The sequence below is a fragment of the Pseudoalteromonas sp. S554 genome (assembly GCF_005930865.1).
In the GTDB taxonomy this organism is placed as follows: Bacteria; Pseudomonadota; Gammaproteobacteria; order Enterobacterales; family Alteromonadaceae; genus Pseudoalteromonas; species Pseudoalteromonas marina.
Map to the genome: position 1 here is coordinate 23,629 of NZ_PNDV01000085.1, position 14,732 is coordinate 38,360.

At 39.9% G+C, this 14,732-nt stretch carries 15 protein-coding genes; 6 read left to right on the forward strand and 9 right to left on the reverse strand.

Features of this window, described 5'->3' with window-relative positions; all coding sequences use genetic code 11:
- Position 1: 1 nt before the first annotated feature.
- The 9 genes from CWB65_RS16695 to hemA all read right to left on the reverse strand — a co-directional run bounded on the left by CWB65_RS16695 (position 2) and on the right by hemA (position 9,313).
- Positions 2-898 carry a transcriptional regulator GcvA gene (locus CWB65_RS16695; protein ID WP_006794510.1) on the reverse strand — a complete coding sequence of 299 codons (897 nt, stop codon included), beginning with the start codon at positions 896-898 and terminating at the stop codon, positions 2-4.
- A gap of 118 nt (positions 899-1,016) precedes the next feature.
- Positions 1,017-1,871, reverse strand: coding sequence for a 3-deoxy-8-phosphooctulonate synthase (gene kdsA / locus CWB65_RS16700; protein ID WP_008133130.1), 855 nt, complete (start codon positions 1,869-1,871; stop codon positions 1,017-1,019).
- Positions 1,872-1,880: 9 nt separating this feature from the next.
- Positions 1,881-3,134 carry a DUF819 family protein gene (locus tag CWB65_RS16705; RefSeq protein WP_138741042.1) on the reverse strand — a complete coding sequence of 418 codons (1,254 nt, stop codon included), beginning with the start codon at positions 3,132-3,134 and terminating at the stop codon, positions 1,881-1,883.
- A 14-nt stretch (positions 3,135-3,148) separates the two neighbouring features.
- Positions 3,149-3,976: a tetratricopeptide repeat protein gene (locus CWB65_RS16710; RefSeq protein WP_008133135.1), complete on the reverse strand. Its 828-nt coding sequence runs from the start codon at positions 3,974-3,976 to the stop codon at positions 3,149-3,151.
- A 144-nt stretch (positions 3,977-4,120) separates the two neighbouring features.
- Complete coding sequence (locus tag CWB65_RS16715; protein WP_008133136.1) at positions 4,121-4,495, reverse strand: SirB2 family protein; 375 nt, start codon at positions 4,493-4,495, stop codon at positions 4,121-4,123.
- Positions 4,496-4,523: 28 nt separating this feature from the next.
- Entirely contained in the window at positions 4,524-6,065 is a 1,542-nt protein-coding gene (locus tag CWB65_RS16720) for a DUF3369 domain-containing protein (protein WP_171047598.1), read from the reverse strand.
- 56 nt (positions 6,066-6,121) lie between these two features.
- Positions 6,122-6,961: a peptide chain release factor N(5)-glutamine methyltransferase gene (prmC, locus tag CWB65_RS16725; protein ID WP_138741043.1), complete on the reverse strand. Its 840-nt coding sequence runs from the start codon at positions 6,959-6,961 to the stop codon at positions 6,122-6,124.
- Between the two features lie 2 nt (positions 6,962-6,963).
- Entirely contained in the window at positions 6,964-8,049 is a 1,086-nt protein-coding gene (prfA, locus tag CWB65_RS16730) for a peptide chain release factor 1 (protein WP_006794503.1), read from the reverse strand.
- Between the two features lie 7 nt (positions 8,050-8,056).
- Positions 8,057-9,313 (reverse strand): glutamyl-tRNA reductase, encoded by a 1,257-nt coding sequence (gene hemA / locus CWB65_RS16735; protein ID WP_170865573.1) that lies wholly within the window; start codon positions 9,311-9,313, stop codon positions 8,057-8,059.
- Between the two features lie 83 nt (positions 9,314-9,396).
- On the opposite strand from hemA, the gene lolB reads away from it, so the two are divergent.
- The 6 genes from lolB (at position 9,397) to ychF (ending at position 14,396) form a co-directional block, all read left to right on the forward strand.
- Positions 9,397-9,984, forward strand: coding sequence for a lipoprotein insertase outer membrane protein LolB (gene lolB / locus CWB65_RS16740; protein WP_138741044.1), 588 nt, complete (start codon positions 9,397-9,399; stop codon positions 9,982-9,984).
- A gap of 2 nt (positions 9,985-9,986) precedes the next feature.
- Entirely contained in the window at positions 9,987-10,844 is an 858-nt protein-coding gene (gene ispE, locus CWB65_RS16745; RefSeq protein ID WP_010556006.1) for a 4-(cytidine 5'-diphospho)-2-C-methyl-D-erythritol kinase, read from the forward strand.
- An 88-nt stretch (positions 10,845-10,932) separates the two neighbouring features.
- Positions 10,933-11,880 (forward strand): ribose-phosphate pyrophosphokinase, encoded by a 948-nt coding sequence (locus tag CWB65_RS16750; RefSeq protein WP_008133143.1) that lies wholly within the window; start codon positions 10,933-10,935, stop codon positions 11,878-11,880.
- Between the two features lie 150 nt (positions 11,881-12,030).
- Positions 12,031-12,648, forward strand: a complete 618-nt coding sequence (locus tag CWB65_RS16755) for a 50S ribosomal protein L25/general stress protein Ctc (RefSeq protein ID WP_008133144.1) — start codon at positions 12,031-12,033, stop codon at positions 12,646-12,648.
- Positions 12,649-12,666: 18 nt separating this feature from the next.
- Complete coding sequence (gene pth / locus CWB65_RS16760) at positions 12,667-13,251, forward strand: aminoacyl-tRNA hydrolase (protein WP_008133146.1); 585 nt, start codon at positions 12,667-12,669, stop codon at positions 13,249-13,251.
- A 53-nt stretch (positions 13,252-13,304) separates the two neighbouring features.
- On the forward strand, positions 13,305-14,396 hold the full coding sequence (gene ychF / locus CWB65_RS16765; RefSeq protein WP_008133148.1) for a redox-regulated ATPase YchF: 1,092 nt from the start codon (positions 13,305-13,307) through the stop codon (positions 14,394-14,396).
- Positions 14,397-14,732 lie beyond the last annotated feature (336 nt).

The window sequence follows — 14,732 nt, forward strand, 5'->3', positions numbered from 1 at the left end:
ATTAATACTCTTGCTCTTGTTCAACCAAACTTAGCATCCATTCTTTAAATGACACTATTTTTCCCAATTCAGTTTGTGATTCACGAAGCACCAAATAGTAAGCGTTTTTACTTTCTAGACTGTGGCTAAATGGAATAACTAATCGCCCCGCATCAATATCTGGTTTAGCTAACACACTATTCCCAATTGCAACGCCTTGACCATGAACGGCAGCTTGCAGCACCATAGAAGAGTGGCTAAATATAGGCCCTTGATTTACTTGTACATTACGTACACCCGCAGTTTTCATCCACGTTTTCCAATTTTTACGTGTAGTGTCATGCAATAGGGTGTGCTGTGCTAAATCACTGGGTTGATCAAGTGGTTTGGGACCACTCAATAACATAGGGCTGCACAATGGCACTAAATACTCTGTATGTAACTTATAAGCTTGCACTCCATTCCAGTGGCCACGCCCGTAGTAAATGGCAATATCGACATCGTCACTTAACGAATTTTCGTCTTGGTCTTGTGCTTTTATTCTTACGTCAATTTCAGGGTGTAATTCATTAAATAAACTTAAACGAGGCACTAACCATTGAATAGCAAAACTAGGGGTTAAACTTACCGTTAATGAGCCTTTAGCCCCTCGCGCAAGTAACTTTTCTGTGGCATCAATCAGTTGCGTAAAAATTTCTTTAATATCTAAAAAATAACCTTGGCCTTCTTCCGTTAATAATAACGAACGATTTTTTCGTAAAAATAGCTTTAAACCTAAATGTTCTTCGAGTGTTTTTATTTGATGACTGACAGCTGCTTGCGTTACATAAAGCTCTTCTGCGGCTTTTGTAAAGCTTAAATGCCGTGCTGCAGCTTCAAATGCTTTGAGTGCGTTTAATGGGGGGACTCGTCTTGACATAATAACCAAGCTTTGAATTAGTTTTTCTTATGCATGAATTATATACCCATGACGAGAAAGAGTATATTTAAGGTGTAAAAAAAGCGACTAATGTCGCTTTTTATTATGCGGTTACTTTTTATAAGTCGCTAGCACTGGTATCTAACGGCGCAAAACTCTTAACCAAATCATCTACCGCTTTCATTTGCGATAGATAGCCTTCTAATTTGCTTAGGGCTAATGCACATGGTCCATCACACTTTGCTTCATTAGGGTTTGGATGTGCTTCTATAAATAAACCAGCGATCCCCAAAGCCATTCCACTTCTGGCTAACTCTGCCGCTTGAGCTCGACGCCCATCAGCTGAATCTGCACGACCACCTGGGCGTTGCAGCGCATGCGTTGCATCAAATATAACTGGTGCCATTGCCTTCATGTCATCCATACCTAACATATCAACAACCAGGTTATTATACCCAAAGCTAGAGCCACGCTCACAAAGTGCAATATTATTATTACCAGCCTCATTAAATTTAGTAATGATGTGGCGCATTTCATGTGGTGCTAAAAATTGCGGCTTTTTAACATTGATAATCGCACCTGTTTTTGCCATAGCAACAACTAAGTCTGTTTGGCGGGCTAAAAAAGCAGGCAACTGAATAACATCAACCACTTCAGCAACCGGCGCCGCTTGATGCGGTTCGTGAACGTCAGTGATAAGAGGAATATTGAAGGTGTTTTTAATTTCTTCAAATATTTTTAACCCTTCCTCCATTCCCGGACCACGGTACGAGTTGATTGAAGAACGATTAGCTTTATCAAATGATGCTTTAAACACATATGGTATGTTTAGCTTTGTCGTCACTTCTACATAATGCTCTGCAATGCGCATGGCTAAGTCGCGCGATTCTAAAACGTTCATACCACCAAATAAAACAAACGGATTGTTGTTTGCTAATTCAATATCATTAATTTTGATAATTTGATCTTTCATTTTAATTCCTTAAGGTGCAACTGCTTGCAACATTAATCCACAAATATAAGCCATGTATGTACCCACTCCGTAACCTAATACAGCCAGTAAAACACCGACAGGCGCAAGCGAAGGGTGAAATGCTGACGCAACAACAGGCGCAGACGCTGCGCCTCCGACATTAGCTTGCGAGCCTACTGCCATATAAAAAAGCGGTGCTTTAATTAATTTTGCAACAAGCAACATTAAACCAGCATGTACTAGCATCCAAACAGCGCCCACTAAAAACAAGCCCGGGTTATCAAAAATAGCGGTTACATTCATATGTAAGCCAATTGAGGCAACTAAAATGTATAAAAAGCTTGAGGCTACTTTAGATGCACCAAATGCTTCAATCTGTCTTACTTTAGTAAAAGACAAACTAATACCAATGGTAGTTGAAATGACAATTAACCAGAAAAACTTACTGGTTAAGCTGTACTCTTTTGCCCACGCATAATTATTAGCGAAAAACGGCCCTAAAAAGTCTGCGCAAAAATGGGCTAAACCAGTAATACCAAATGCAATAGCAAGCAATGTCATGTAGTCATTCAGCGTTGGCATGCGCGCATGCTCTGCATGGTATTTTTCAACACGCTGCTTTAAATCTTCAATGGCGCTGGTGTCTGCTCCTGTAGCAGCATCAATTTTCTTATGATTAGCTGCCATTAGTAACAAAACTGCCATCCAAATATTAGCCACTATGACATCAACGGTGACCATCACTGAAAAAATATCGCCGCCCACCTCAAACATTTCTTTCATTGAGGCTTGGTTTGCGCCACCGCCAATCCAGCTTCCAGCTACGGTGGTCATGCCGCGCCATACGGCATCTGGCCCATGTCCGCCTACAATTGTAGGGTCTACCGCGCTCACAACTAAAATAGCCAGAGGTCCGCCGATAACAATACCGAGCGTTCCCACTAAAAACATAATTAGTGCTTTAGGGCCTAAGTTTAAAATCGCTTTTAAATCAATGCTAATAGTTAAAAGTATTAAACAGGCGGGTAATAAATAGCGTGAGGCAACGTAATAAACATTCGATTTATTACCATCGACAATCCCAAACGTATTAAGCAAAGAAGGTAAAAAGTAGCAAAGTAATAGAGCCGGTACATATTTATAGAACGTTTTTAATGCTGGGCGCTCGCTGTTTGAGGTTTTAAATATAAACCCCAAAATAACCGCAAGTAAACCAAGCACAACTGCATCATTGGTGATTAATGCGCTTTGTGTTTCAACCATGGTATTCCCTAATATTAATGGTGAGTTTTATTATTATCTTCTAATTCTTCAATTTGGTGTTGGATGATTTCTATTGCTGGATCATCTGGGCATTCATCTACAAAAAATTGTAGATCATCCCGGGCCATTTTAGGGCAATCGAGCTGATTTAATAAATACCCTCTGTCACGCCTTTCGTAAGGGTCGTCGCCAATTAATTCCATTAACATTTCAACGCATGTTAATGCATGGCCAAATTTATTTTCACTAATGAAAGACCACTTTTGCTGCGCTAAGAAAAGCTTATAAACTTCATCGTCAAAAATAAGTTCTAAGGGCTCTTGTTCTTGCCCTTCAGCTTCATCAGCATTTTCAGGAATAATATACCAACTTTGCTGACCGCTACTTGGTTCAACCAAATAGCCTTCTTCATCGCTCATAGCAATATGAACACCTATATCACCTTGATTTAGACTCATACTGGCATCGAGGTTAGCCTGTTGTAAAAAATGACAAAGTAAAATTGCCAGAGTAGTTGGCGAGCCGCTACGCATAGTGAGGGTGTAGCTTAGGCTATTTAATTTATGCTCAGGTACTTTTAAACTCGAAGCGCTAAATAGCCATGTACTGTAAAAGGTGTCTAGCAACTTATCTAAGCGTTCATGAGAGTCGGGTACAACAATACATAATGCATTAATTTGTTTTTCAAAATCAGCAAGAACATCAAAAGCGGCTGTTAAGTCTAGTTGTGGATCCCATTTCGATTCAGCCTTAATACAACGATAAATTGCCGCAGGGGTAAAGTCATCGTAAGCATCATCAATATAAGAGTCATCGTGTTCATCAAACCCAAAAGTGGTCATCAATACTGCAACATTTCTAGAAAACGAACGCGTAGTTTACCTAATTCTACCCATATATTCCAATAACGAAATGTACTTGATCAAATGCATGGAGGGAATATTCGAGCTTTAGAGATACTAAAGCTCGGTAAATTTATTTAAGGCTTAAAGTAGTAATGCTGACTTGGCTGTTGCCAAATAACCAATAGCTAAAATAACAAACGTATTTACAATAAGGTAAGATATTTTAGCCAAAAAATTAGTTTGCTTAGCGCTTATAATTCCAATAGCAATATAAGCAACCACTAATATAATTTTTTCTAATAACCAATTTTGTTCAAACGGGTTTATCTTCCCCATATACATGAGTGTAAATGCAGAAATTAAAAGTAATGTATCAATGCTATGACTACCAATAAATACAAGTTTATTACGAGCAATTTTGCCACTGCCCATTCGTGAAAAAGATCGAATATAAAATAAAACTACACTCAATGCTGCTATTGCCATGTGTGAGTGCTTTACTGCTAAATAATCCATATGCCTCTGTTCTTCTATTTATATAAAATTAATCTGGGTAACGTTTGATAATTATTTCAAGTTCATCAAGGTTTGCGTTAAAAACATCAACTAACTTTGGTTCAAAATGCGTGCCTTTTTGTGCGTTTATCTCTTCAACAACACGCTCGAGCGTCCATGAATCTTTATAGCAGCGTTTATGCCTTAACGCATCATATACATCAGCCAATGCCACAATACGGCCGAATATATTAATTTTATCCCCTTCTAAACCTTCAGGGTAACCAGAACCATCCCACTTTTCGTGATGTTCCTTAGCTATAGTGGCACCTGCACTGACAATTTCATGAGCTGATCCTTTTAAAATGCCATAGCCTTTATCAGTGTGGGTTTTCATTACTTCCCACTCTGGTGCATCAAGCCTTGCGGGCTTATTTAATACCGAATCGGGGATACCTACTTTGCCTACATCATGCAAAGGCGCAGCTAATCTAATCAAATCAGCTTGCTGTTTAGATAAACCATAACCAAGCGCCAAAGCATGGCAAATATGTGCAACACGTTTTACATGATTACCTGTTTCAGTAGAGCGTTGTTCAACCGCTTCACTTAATCTGTAAACAAGCTCTTGTTGCGTGGCCTCAATCTCTGATTGTAACTGAACATTTTCAAAGGCTAATTGTACATTTTGAGCAAAAATTTCAACGAGGTTGCGTTGTGTATCGGTTAGTGTATTTGGAATGCCTGTGATAAACAGCATTGAACTGTGGTTATATTCACTGCTGCAATAAGCAAATAGGTAATTATCTTTGTAGATAATAGACTGATTATTTAACGCTTCTTGGCATGCGCTTAGTTGATCTGCGTGTAGCACCTCTTCAAGGTCTTTACCTTCACTTTTTTCAAACTCACCGGTACCTGAACAAATAATCATTTTATTGTTCTGAGATGCTGGGTTTTGTGCAACAAGGGTGGTCGCGTACATAGCCTGATCTGAAATACCAAGCAATGATGTAAGTTGCTGCATTACTCCTTCTATAAAATGCTCTATTGAATGTGCAGAAAAAATATTGCGTGATGCAGTTATTATTTTCTCAAGGCCAACACGAGATTGTTCTATTGAAATAATATCGCGGTACGAACGAAGGCTCGACATGATAACTGTAAATAATTTTTGTGCGGTGAGTTCTGTTTTTGATTTGTAGTCGTTAATATCAAAATTAACTATTACTTGGCGTTCTGGTGCCTGACCAGGTTGGCCGGTGCGTAAAATAATACGAATGTGGTTATTTTTTGCGGTTTCACGAATGTATTTTACAACTTGTAGGCCTGCATCGTCTGTTTCCATTACAACATCAAGTAGAACAATTGCTGCGTCTTTATGCTCATCAATTAAAGTTTTAGCCTCAGCGCCAGAATACGCGCTGATAAATTCTAAACGTTTATTTTGAAACTCAAAATCACTCAATGCCAATTTAGTAACTGCATGAACTTCAGGTTCGTCATCAACGATTAGTACTTTCCAGGTGCCCAAATCGGTGTTATCTACCGGTGTATCTGGCTCATCTGAAAATAAAAAGTCACCCATCATAATTAGAATTCCTACATGACACATTTAACACACGGATGCAGTAATAATTAAGCTTATTATGGCCACTGTGCGAGCGTTACACGGTCATTTTCACCAAGATCTTTTATCGTTTTAATATTAACAAAGGCCATCGTTTTAAAAAATTCACGAACAGCAAAACCTTGGTCATAACCGTGCTCTATTAGAAGATAGCCACTAGATAGCAAATAGTCACGTGATTGTGTAATTATTTGTTTAATATCAGACATTCCTGAATCTTCAGCAACTAAGGCAGATAAAGGTTCAAATCGCACATCGCCTTGAGCCAAATGTTCGTCACTACTTTCTATGTACGGCGGGTTGGTAACTATAAGATCAAAATATTCATTATCAAGTGAGCTAAACCAATTGCTTTGTTTAACACGCACATTACTAAGTCCTAGACGCTGTTGATTCCGAGTTGCAAGCGCTACAGCGTCAGTCACTTTATCAACCGCTGTAATATTCCACAAAGGCATTTCACTACCCAATGCCAATGCAATGGCGCCAGTACCTGTTCCCAGATCCAGAACTTTTGCATTTTTTGAAATTCCTAAACCAAGTGCAGCCTCAACTAATGTTTCAGTATCTGGCCGCGGAATTAACGTTGTTGCATTGACTTCTAAGGTTAAGCTCCAAAACTCACGTTGCCCTGTAATATGCGCTACAGGTTCGCCGTTTAATCGCCGAGCGCAAAGAGTATCAAAGGAGTGTTGTTGCTCTGTACTGAGCAACCTTTCAGGCCAAGTAAAAAGATAGCTACGTGGTTTATCAAGAACATGAAGAAGTAATACCTGTGCGTCTAATTTCGCACTTTCGCTGCTTTGCGCTAATAAATTAGCGCCAGCAGCAACAGCTTGATCGAGAGTTTGATTCACTATTACTCATCGCCCATTGCGGCAAGTAAATCAGCTTGGTGCTCTTGCATTAATGGGTCTACAATGGCACCTAAATCACCCGCTACAACTTCATTTAAGCGGTACAGCGTTAAGTTGATACGGTGATCGGTTATACGTCCCTGCGGATAGTTATATGTACGAATACGTTCAGAACGGTCACCACTACCAACTAAGTTGCGACGCTCAGAGGCTTCTGCTGCATGACGCTTCTCATCTTCAGCTTGCTGTAAACGTGCTGCAAGTACTGACATCGCTTTAGCACGGTTTTTATGTTGCGAACGCTCATCTTGACATTCAACAACCACACCCGTAGGTAAATGCGTAATACGAATTGCTGAGTCAGTTTTATTTACGTGCTGGCCACCTGCACCCGATGCTCTAAAAGTATCTACTTTTATATCGGCGGTGTTAATTTCAATTGCTTCAGCTTCTGGAATTTCTGCCATTACCGCTACGGTGCACGCCGATGTATGTACACGACCTTGCGATTCAGTCTCTGGTACACGTTGTACACGGTGTACGCCAGACTCAAATTTAAGCTTACCGTATACGCCTTCACCGCTAATGTTAGCAATGACTTCTTTGTAACCACCGTGTTCGCCTTCATTGGTAGTTACTACTTCTAATTTCCACTTTTGCGTTTCAGCAAAACGGCTGTACATTCTAAATAAATCACCGGCAAAAATAGCGGCTTCATCACCCCCTGTGCCTGCGCGGACTTCTAAAAATACATTGTTATTATCTTTTGGATCTTTAGGAAGCATTAATACCTGAATTTCATCTTCAAGACTTAATATTTGTGCTTTGGCTTCTTTATACTCTTCCTGTGCCATTTCTCGCATATCAGGGTCTGAGTCTTTAAGCATCTCTTCAGCGCTTGCTAAATCTTCTTTTGTTTGTTGATATGCTAAAAAAGTTTTAACTATTTCTTCAAGCTCAGAGTATTCTTTTGAAAGGCCACGAAAGCGATTTTGATCGCTAATAACCGACGGGTCGCTCAACAGTGCTTGTACTTCTTCGTAGCGCTCTACTAGCGTTTCTAATTTATTATAAACAGACTCTTTCATTTAACGGTTATTCCTGATCAATACCTAACATTTTTTTCAACTGATTTAATTGAGCCACTTCACCTTTTTTAGCCGCATCTTGAATGGCACGGGTAGGCGCGTGCATTAAGCGGTTGGTTAACTTATTGGCCAATTCTAAAATTACTTTTTCTGCGTCTTTACCACTAGAAAGCTGGCTAACTGCTCTTTCTACTAATTCCGACTTAATTGTTTGAACATCGTTTCGATAGTGACGAATTAACCCCACAGAATCGAGTGAACGCATCCACATACAAAACTCTTTAGTGCGCTCAGTAATAATTATTTGTGCCTGCTGTGCAGCTTGTTCTCGCGCTGCCATATTTTCACTTACAATCGTTTGTAAGTCGTCAACCGAGTATAAATAAGCCGCATCTAGCTCACCAACTTGGCTTTCAATGTCGCGCGGTACCGCAATATCAATAAACAACATCGGTTTGTTACGGCGCTGCTTTAGTGCTTGCTCCACAACACCTTTACCAATAATAGGCAGTGTACTGGCAGTTGAGCTTATTATAATATCTGCGTTATGCAAACGCTCTGGCAACTGCGCTAATGCAATGACATCTGCAGACACTTCATCGGCTAAATTGCGGGCTCGTTCAATCGTTCTATTGGCTACTGTTATATTTTGTGGCTCATTTTGATACAAATGCTTAGCAACCAGTTCTATTGTTTCACCTGCACCTATTAATAACACATTGGTTTTATCAAGCTTGCCATAAATATGCTTAGCTAAATTAACAGCCGCAAACGCTACCGAAACTGCACTGGCGCCTATGTTAGTTTCAGTTCGGACCTCTTTCGCAACCGAAAATGTCTTTTGAAACAAACGATCAAATGTAACACCCACTGCATCATGAGTTTTAGCACTATTATAGGCTTGTTTAATTTGCCCTAAAATTTGCGGTTCACCTAACACAAGCGAATCTAAACCGCAGGCAACGCGCATTAAATGGTTAATTGCTTGATTGCCCTCATGGCAATAAATGTTATTACTCAGTTCCTGTTCATCTAAACCATGGAAACTGGCAAGCCATGCTAACAGTGTTTGGGAATTTTGCTGAGCAAGGCTACAATAGATTTCTGTTCGGTTACAGGTAGACACGATCACAGCTTCATTAAAGTCGGCATGGCCACTTAATTGCTGCAACGCCTCTGACATTTGCTCAGGCGAAAAAGCCACTTTTTCACGCAGTTCTACGGAAGCAGTTTTGTGATTTATACCTAGTGCTATTATGGTCATGTTTGCCAAATATTGCTGAGCCCTACTTTAAAGGCGGCAATTTTACCAAAAATCAGCGGAATATGGAAAGTAAGGAACAACATTTGATTAGACATTATTTAATATTAGCTATAACTTTTATGTTTTTAAGTGGCTGCGCGCAACAATTACCAAATAAAACAGCAGTTTACGACAACTGGAAAGGTAAACTCGCCAATCAGAAAACTTGGCATGTAGAGGGGAAACTTGCTTTTATTAGTCCCGATGAGCGCCAATCTGCAAACTTAAATTGGCAGCAACAAGAAAATAACAATAATTTAGTACTGACTTCATTTATTGGCACACGCATTTTACAACTAAAACAGTCGCGCAATGTTGCTGAGCTTGAATTTGACGATAAAGTTTATGTAGATACCAATGCATCTGCGCTTCTTAAGCGCTTAACTGGCTTTGCTTTACCTGTTAATAATGCTGATAACTGGCTTAAAGGCACTATTGATTCACAAACGTTGCAAGTTGATGAACTTGGCCGTTCGAAACAAGTACTTTGGTTAGATAATGAAAGTAAACAATGGCAAATAAACTATGCAGATTATATACAAACCGCTGGTTATTGGTTGCCTACAAAACTGACGCTCAAACACCAAAAAATTAAAATTAAAATTCAACTATATGACTGGCAATTTAATTAACTATGAATAGCAAAACCTTTTTTTCACTTATTGCACCTGCAAAACTCAATTTATTTTTACATATTAATGCGCGCCGAGATGACGGTTATCACGAATTAGAAACCTTATTTACCTTCTTAAACTTCGGCGATGAGCTCTCTTTTGAGTTAACAGATGAATCATCAATTTTAATCACTGGTGATACTAAAGACATACCACTTGAAGATAATCTCATCTATAAAGCTGCTTTAATGTTACAAACTGATACTAAAACTAAGCACGGTGTAAAAATAAATTTGATAAAACGACTGCCTATGGGAGGAGGTGTTGGAGGGGGGTCGTCTGATGCGGCAACAACACTATTAGCGCTCAATAAATTGTGGAATATTAATTATGACATTAATAAACTTGCTAATTTAGGCTTACAATTAGGGGCTGATGTGCCTGTATTTATACGTGGTGAAAGCGCCATTGCGCAAGGCATTGGGGAAAAACTACACCGTGTTGAACTTGCGCAAAAATGGTACTGTGTTGTGCACCCAAACCAGCATGTAAGCACCGCTAAAATATTCACTCACCCCGACTTAAAACGCGATACACCAAAAATCTCAGGTGATTGGAAACAGCAAACTTTACACAACGATTGTGAGCCTTTAGTTAAAAAGCTATGCCCCGAGGTTGAAAAAACCCTCCAGTGGTTGCTAAAATACGCTCCGTCGAAGATGACCGGAACAGGTTCATGTTGTTTTGTAGAGTTTGATACACAAGCTCAAGCTAGCCATGTACTTGCTAACCTCCCCCATACTTGGCAGGGATTTGTAGCGTCAAATGCTAATATCTCCCCTGCTCATACGGAGTTAACCGCCATTTTCGATCAATGAAGTAACGTAAAAGTAATCATAAGTTAACTCGTAATGATTTTTATCATTGCTCGTTAGTCCAAAATTTCAGTGCCTGAGGAACCCTACCGTGCCTGACATGAAGCTCTTCGCTGGTAACGCAACACCTGAGTTAGCTCAAAAAGTTGCAAAACGTTTATATATTGAATTAGGCGATGCTGTTGTTGGCCGTTTTAGCGACGGTGAGATCAGTGTTCAAATTAATGAAAATGTTCGTGGCTCGGATGTTTTTATCTTGCAATCAACCTGTGCCCCTACAAACGATAACCTTATGGAACTTATCGTTATGGTTGATGCTCTTCGTCGCGCATCTGCGGGTCGTATTACTGCCGTCATTCCTTATTTTGGTTATGCCCGCCAAGACCGTCGCGTACGTTCTGCCCGCGTACCAATCACTGCTAAAGTTGTTGCCGATTTCTTATCGAGTGTAGGTGTAGACCGTGTACTTACGGTTGATTTACACGCAGAGCAAATTCAAGGCTTCTTTGATGTACCAGTAGATAATGTATTTGGTAGCCCTGTATTACTTGAAGATATGAAAGAGCGTCATTTTGATGATGTTGTTATTGTTTCTCCAGATATTGGTGGTGTAGTGCGCGCACGTGCAATTGCAAAACTATTAGACGATACTGATTTGGCTATTATTGATAAACGCCGCCCACAAGCAAATGTTTCTCAGGTAATGCATATTATTGGTGATGTAGAAGGCCGTGACTGTATCATTGTTGATGACATGATTGATACTGGCGGTACGTTATGTAAAGCCGCTGAAGCACTTAAAGAACATGGTGCTAAACGCGTATTTGCTTATGCAACTCACCCTATTTTATCAGGTAAAGCAGCTGAAAATTTACGTGATTCTGTTATTGACGAAGTTATTGTAACCGACTCAATTCCCTTATCTGATGAACTTAAAGCGCTTGATAAAGTAAAAGTGCTAACGCTTGCTGATATGTTAGCAGAAACTATTCGTCGTATTAGCAACGAAGAATCTATTTCAGCAATGTTTGAGCACTAATCTCAGGTATTTGCTGAAAACAAAAGCGCCTTTTGGCGCTTTTTTTGTATGCTATGTATATTTTACTGAATCACAGTGGTATGATAGCGCGCCTTTTGGCTAGGGACCTTGGTCGCAAAGGCCCTAAACTTTTAAATAATTGGAGACATCATGTCTAACACAACTTATACATATGACGCTGAACTTCGCGTAGAAACTGGTACTGGTGCGAGCCGCCGCCTACGTCGCGAAGACAAAGTTCCTGCAATCCTTTACGGAGCTGACAAAGAAGCTTTATCTCTTACTTTTGCTCATAAAGATATGATCAAAGCACAAGAAGACGAAGGTTTTTACACTCATATTCTTACACTTAATGTAGGCGGCGAGAAAGTTGAAGCTATCTTAAAAGATATTCAACGTCACCCATTCAAGCCTAAGCTTACTCACCTTGATTTCCAACGTGTAGACGCAACTCATAAATTAACAACTAAAGTTCCTCTTCACTTCATCGGTGAAGAAATCGTAACTAAAGCTGGCGCAACTGTTGTTCACCAGTTAACTGATGTTGAAATTTCTTGTCTTCCAAAAGCATTACCAGAATTCATTGAAGTAAATGTTTCTGAGTTAGTAGCTGGTGATTCAATCCATATCTCTGATTTACAACTACCTGCAGGCGTTGCGTCTGTTGAATTAGGTAAAGGCGAAGGCCATGACCTTTCAGTAGTTACAATCAAAGCAAACAAAGCAGCTCCAGCTGAAGACGAAGAAGCTTCAGACGCTGCAGAATAATATTTAAGGTCTCGCACCTTGAATTCTATTCAAATGCTTGTGGGCCTGGCTAATCCAGGCCCCGAATACGCAAATACACGCCACAATGCAGGTGCTTGGTTCATCGAGCAACTCGCAGCACGCTACAACTGTACGCTAAAACACGATCCTAAATATCACGGCCTTACTGGCAAAGTGATAATCCAAGGCCAAGAATTCAAATTATTGATCCCCACCACTTACATGAATTTAAGTGGTAAAGCGGTCAGTAGTTTAGCCAACTTTTTCAAAATCCCTGTTGAAAATATCTTAGTTGCACATGACGAGATGGATTTAGAGCCCGGTGTCGCCAAATTAAAAAAAGGGGGCGGACACGGTGGTCATAATGGCTTAAAAGACATTATGGCAAAAATGGCAAATCAAAAAGATTTTATGCGTTTACGTGTTGGCATAGGTCATCCAGGACATCGTGAAATGGTTACCGGCTGGGTGCTTGGAAAAGCGCCAAAGGTTGACCAAGAAAAAATGGATGCTGCTGTAGATGAAGCAGTTCGTTGTATGGAAATACTTGCAAAAGACGGCGTGCTAAAAGCACAAAACAGACTTCATTCGTTTAAACCCTAATAAACTTGAGTCCAAGTGCACGGTTAAACGAATTCTAAACAAGGTATCTTACTATGGGTTTTAAATGTGGCATCGTTGGCTTGCCTAACGTAGGTAAATCAACGCTTTTCAATGCATTAACTAAAGCGGGTATTGAAGCCGCTAATTTTCCTTTTTGTACCATTGAGCCTAATACAGGTGTGGTACCTGTTCCAGATCCTCGCTTGGACGAGCTTGCTAAAATTGTAAACCCACAACGTATTCTTACTACAAGTATGGAGTTTGTTGATATTGCAGGCCTTGTAAAAGGCGCATCAAAAGGTGAAGGCCTTGGTAATCAGTTTTTAGCGAATATTCGTGAAACTGATGCGATTGGTCATGTAGTACGTTGTTTTGAGGACGAAAATGTAATACACGTAGCGGGTACAATTGACCCTGCTGACGATATTGACGTGATCAATACTGAGTTAGTACTTGCTGATATGGACAGCGCTGAGAAAGCGATGTTCCGTAATGCTAAAAAAGCGAAAGGCGGCGATAAAGACGCAAAAGAACAAAATGCGGCGCTTGAAAAAGTAAAAGTACACCTTGATGAAGGCCTTACACTTCGATCGTTAGAATTAACTAAAGAAGAAAAAGCAGCTATCAGCTCTATTAACTTCTTAACTATCAAGCCAACTATGTATATTGCAAACGTAGCAGAGGATGGTTTTGAGAATAACCCACTACTTGACCGCGTTCGCGCTATAGCTGAATCAGAAGGCGCTGTGGTTGTCCCTGTGTGCGCAGCAATCGAATCTGAGTTATCTGAACTTGATGATGAAGACAAACTCGAATTTATGGCTGACCTTGGCTTAGAAGAGCCAGGCCTTAACCTTGTAATTCGAGGCGGCTACGAATTACTCAAGCTACAAACTTACTTTACCGCAGGCGTAAAAGAAGTGCGAGCTTGGACAATTCCTGTAGGTGCAACAGCACCACAAGCTGCTGGTAAAATTCATACCGATTTTGAACGTGGATTTATCCGTGCACAAACCATTGCTTATGACGACTACATTAACTGTAAAGGTGAAAGTGGTGCAAAAGAAGCGGGTAAAATGCGCCAAGAAGGTAAAGAGTACATTGTTAAAGATGGCGATGTAATGAACTTCCTGTTTAACGTATAAGTATTTATTCCCTCTATTTAGGGAAATAAATTTTAAAGGCTCGTTTTTACGAGCCTTTTTTGTTTTTAAACGTATATACGCTGTCAGCTTTTAGGGGATAAATAACACTAAGTTAATTTTAAAAAAGCGTAACCTGTTATACTTCCTCTTTAATAGGTGTTAAAAAAACGGCGTTTTTATTAAAATTTAGCCTGTTAGCTTAATTTTCCTGCAAACAAACACAGTTAAGCGTTTTTTTGCAAAAAAGGTGTTGACGAATTTGGGTCATGTCAGCATAATACGCCCCGCACTCAGCGATGAAGTGCTAACAAAAAAGATGGCTAAGTAGCTCAGCTG

Bases quoted from the DNA above. Each gene is read 5' to 3' on its own strand.
- CWB65_RS16705 (WP_138741042.1), bottom strand. From the start codon at position 3,134: ATGGTTGAAACACAAAGCGCATTAATCACCAATGATGCAGTTGTGCTT.
- CWB65_RS16695 (WP_006794510.1), bottom strand. From the start codon at position 898: ATGTCAAGACGAGTCCCCCCATTAAACGCACTCAAAGCATTTGAAGCT.
- CWB65_RS16755 (WP_008133144.1), top strand. From the start codon at position 12,031: ATGTCTAACACAACTTATACATATGACGCTGAACTTCGCGTAGAAACT.
- CWB65_RS16715 (WP_008133136.1), bottom strand. From the start codon at position 4,495: ATGGATTATTTAGCAGTAAAGCACTCACACATGGCAATAGCAGCATTG.
- prfA (WP_006794503.1), bottom strand. From the start codon at position 8,049: ATGAAAGAGTCTGTTTATAATAAATTAGAAACGCTAGTAGAGCGCTAC.
- hemA (WP_170865573.1), bottom strand. From the start codon at position 9,313: ATGACCATAATAGCACTAGGTATAAATCACAAAACTGCTTCCGTAGAA.
- kdsA (WP_008133130.1), bottom strand. From the start codon at position 1,871: ATGAAAGATCAAATTATCAAAATTAATGATATTGAATTAGCAAACAAC.
- CWB65_RS16720 (WP_171047598.1), bottom strand. From the start codon at position 6,065: ATGATGGGTGACTTTTTATTTTCAGATGAGCCAGATACACCGGTAGAT.
- CWB65_RS16710 (WP_008133135.1), bottom strand. From the start codon at position 3,976: ATGACCACTTTTGGGTTTGATGAACACGATGACTCTTATATTGATGAT.
- ispE (WP_010556006.1), top strand. From the start codon at position 9,987: ATGAATAGCAAAACCTTTTTTTCACTTATTGCACCTGCAAAACTCAAT.
- ychF (WP_008133148.1), top strand. From the start codon at position 13,305: ATGGGTTTTAAATGTGGCATCGTTGGCTTGCCTAACGTAGGTAAATCA.